Origin of the sequence: Micromonospora craterilacus, assembly GCF_003236315.1 — a bacterium.
GTDB lineage: Bacteria > Actinomycetota > Actinomycetes > Mycobacteriales > Micromonosporaceae > Micromonospora > Micromonospora craterilacus.
Map to the genome: position 1 here is coordinate 1 of NZ_POTY01000421.1, position 2,617 is coordinate 2,617.

Genomic DNA, 2,617 nt, shown 5'->3' on the forward strand with positions numbered 1-2,617 from the left:
GGACGAACGGCAGGTCGGCGGGCGGGCCGGATTCGATGAGCCGGCGCAGGGCGACGGTGTCCAGGTGTTCCTCGACCAGATCGCCGAGCAGGTCCAGGTTGCGTTCACGGGCGGCGGCGAACGAGGTGCCCGGCGCGACCCGGAACCCGGTACGCCCGGCGAGGCGGGCCACCCGGGCGAGGAACCACCGGCGGAACTCGTCGGACTCGAAGGTGCCGTGCCAGTGGGTGCCGTGCACCACGCCGTGGACCGCGCCCTCGCCGGTGCCGTCGGTGTGATGCAGCAGTGGGCGCAACTCCGGGTCGGCGGCCGAGACGTACCCGTGGTGGATCTCGTAGCCACGGACCGGCTGGTCACCGTCAACGGTGCCCTCCGCCTGGCGCACGGTCTTGCGCGGGTCGAAGGTGACCTCGATGGGGAGCAGGCCGAGGCCGGGGACCGTGCCCCGGCGACTCTCCACCGGGTCGTGGATGGCGCGGGCCAGCATCTGGAAGCCGCCACAGATGCCGAGCAGCGGCCGGCCGGCTGCCACGTGCCCGGTCACCGCGTCGGCCAGGCCGGTCTCGCGCAGCCAGGCCAGGTCGGCCACCGTCGACTTGGAGCCGGGTAGCACCACCAGGTCGGCCGCGGCCAGTTCGGCCGGTTCGACGGTCAGTCGTACCCGCACCCCCGGTTCGGTGGCGAGCGCCTCGACGTCGGTGGCGTTGCTGATCCGCGGCAACCGCACCACGGCCACGTCGAGCCACTCGGTGCCGTGCGGTGCGGCGGGGCGGCCGAGCACCCGCCCGTAGGCGAGCGAGTCCTCCGCGTCGAGCCACAGGTCCAGCGCCCACGGCAGCACCCCGTACGTCGGGCGGCCGGTGAGCCGGCGCAGCATGTCCAGCCCCGGCGCGAGCAGGCCCAGGTCGCCGCGGAATTTGTTGACCACGAAGCCGGCGACGAGCGCCTGGTCGGCCGGGTCGAGCAGGGCCAGGGTGCCGAACATGGCGGCGAACACGCCACCCCGGTCGATGTCGCCGACCACGATGGTGGGCAGCCGGGCGTGCCGGGCCAGGCCCATGTTCACGTAGTCGCCGTCGCGCAGGTTGATCTCCGCGGGGCTACCGGCCCCCTCACAGATCACCACGTCGTACGCCGCCCGCAGCTCCGCCAGCGCAGCGTGGGCCGTCTCGGCCAGCCGGGGCCGCAGCGCGCGGAACGTGCCGGCGGTGACGGTGTCGACTGCCTCGCCGAGCAACACCACCTGGCTGGCCAGGTCGCTGCCCGGCTTCAGCAGCACCGGGTTGAACCGCAGATCAGGGGCGAGCCCGCAGGCCGCCGCCTGCATCGCCTGCGCTCGGCCGATCTCGCCGCCCCGACCGTCGGGCCCAACCACGACGGCGGAGTTGTTGGACATGTTCTGCGCCTTGAACGGCGCCACCTTCACGCCCTGCCGGTGCAGCCAACGGCAGATGCCGGCGGTGAGCACGCTCTTGCCGGCGTCGGAGGTGGTCCCCGCGACCAGCAACCCACCCGTCATCGCCGGCCGCCCACCCCGGCACCTGCCGACGCGGCAGCACGGCCGCGTCCGCCGCCGGCCCGGCGGACGAGCCGCGTCACGGCAGCAGACCGGGCGGCCCGGCGGGCGACGGCGCCGGCGAGGCGGCCGGCGGTCAGCGGGTACACCGCCGCCAGGCCGAGCGCCGCCAGGCCGACCGCGCCGGAGATCCGGGCAGCCCGCGCCAGGTGCCGCGCCTCGGGCCGGGGGCCGTCGCCGAGGAACGGACGCACCTCGGAACGGCCGAGGTAGACGTTGCGCCCGCCCAGCCGTACGCCCAACGCGCCGGCCATCGCCGCTTCGCACTGCCCGGCGTTCGGGCTGGGGTGGTCGGCGCGATCCCGCCGCCAGACCCGCCATGCCTGCTCCCGGTCGCCGCGACCGGTGGGCGCCACCGCGACGGTCAGCAGCCCGGTCAGCCGCGCCGGCACCAGATTGAGCAGGTCGTCCAGGCGGGCGGCCGGTGTGCCGAACCGGGCGTACCGGGCACTGCGGTGGCCGACCATCGCGTCGAGGGTGTTCGCCGCCCGGTAGCCGAGCAGGCCCGGCAGCCCGGCGACCGCGCCCCAGACCAGCGGGGCGACCACCGCGTCGGAAGTGTTCTCCGCGACCGACTCGACCGTCGCCCGGGCCAACTCGGGCTCGTCGAGCGCCGACGGGTCCCGCCCGCAGAGGTGCCCGAGTCTCTGCCGGGCGGCGGGCAGGTCACCGGCGCGCAGAGCCCGCCCCATCGTGTCCGCCTCGTGGCGCAGGCTGCGCCCGCCGAGCACGGCCCAGGTGCCGGCGGCGACCAGCGCCGCACGGGCCACCGGTCGGTGCCGGGTGCCATAGGCAGCAGCGGCCCCGACCAGCACCGGCGCACCGACGGCGAGCGCGGTGAAGGCGCCACCGGCCAGTCGGTCGGGCCGGTACAGGCGGCGTTCCAGGGCGGCTGCGGCCCGGCCGTACCCGGCGACGGGATGTCCCCGACGGGGGTCGCCGAGCAGCGCGTCCAGCGCATATCCCGCGACGAGCCCCGCCGCGTTCGCCACCGCACCCGAATGCCGCACCCACACCACCCCCGGCCGGCCAGCCTAGCCG

General features: G+C 76.0%; 2 protein-coding genes. Both read right to left on the bottom strand.

Annotation, left to right across the window (positions count from 1 at the left end; all coding sequences use genetic code 11):
* A partial coding sequence (locus C1I95_RS33325) for a cobyric acid synthase (RefSeq protein WP_111220034.1) occupies positions 1 to 1,519 on the bottom strand: 1,519 nt, incomplete at its 3' end.
* A complete protein-coding gene (locus C1I95_RS33330) occupies positions 1,516 to 2,586 on the bottom strand; it encodes a cobalamin biosynthesis protein (protein WP_111220036.1) in 1,071 nt (356 codons plus the stop codon). The genes C1I95_RS33325 and C1I95_RS33330, both read right to left, overlap by 4 nt.
* Positions 2,587 to 2,617: the final 31 nt, after the last annotated feature.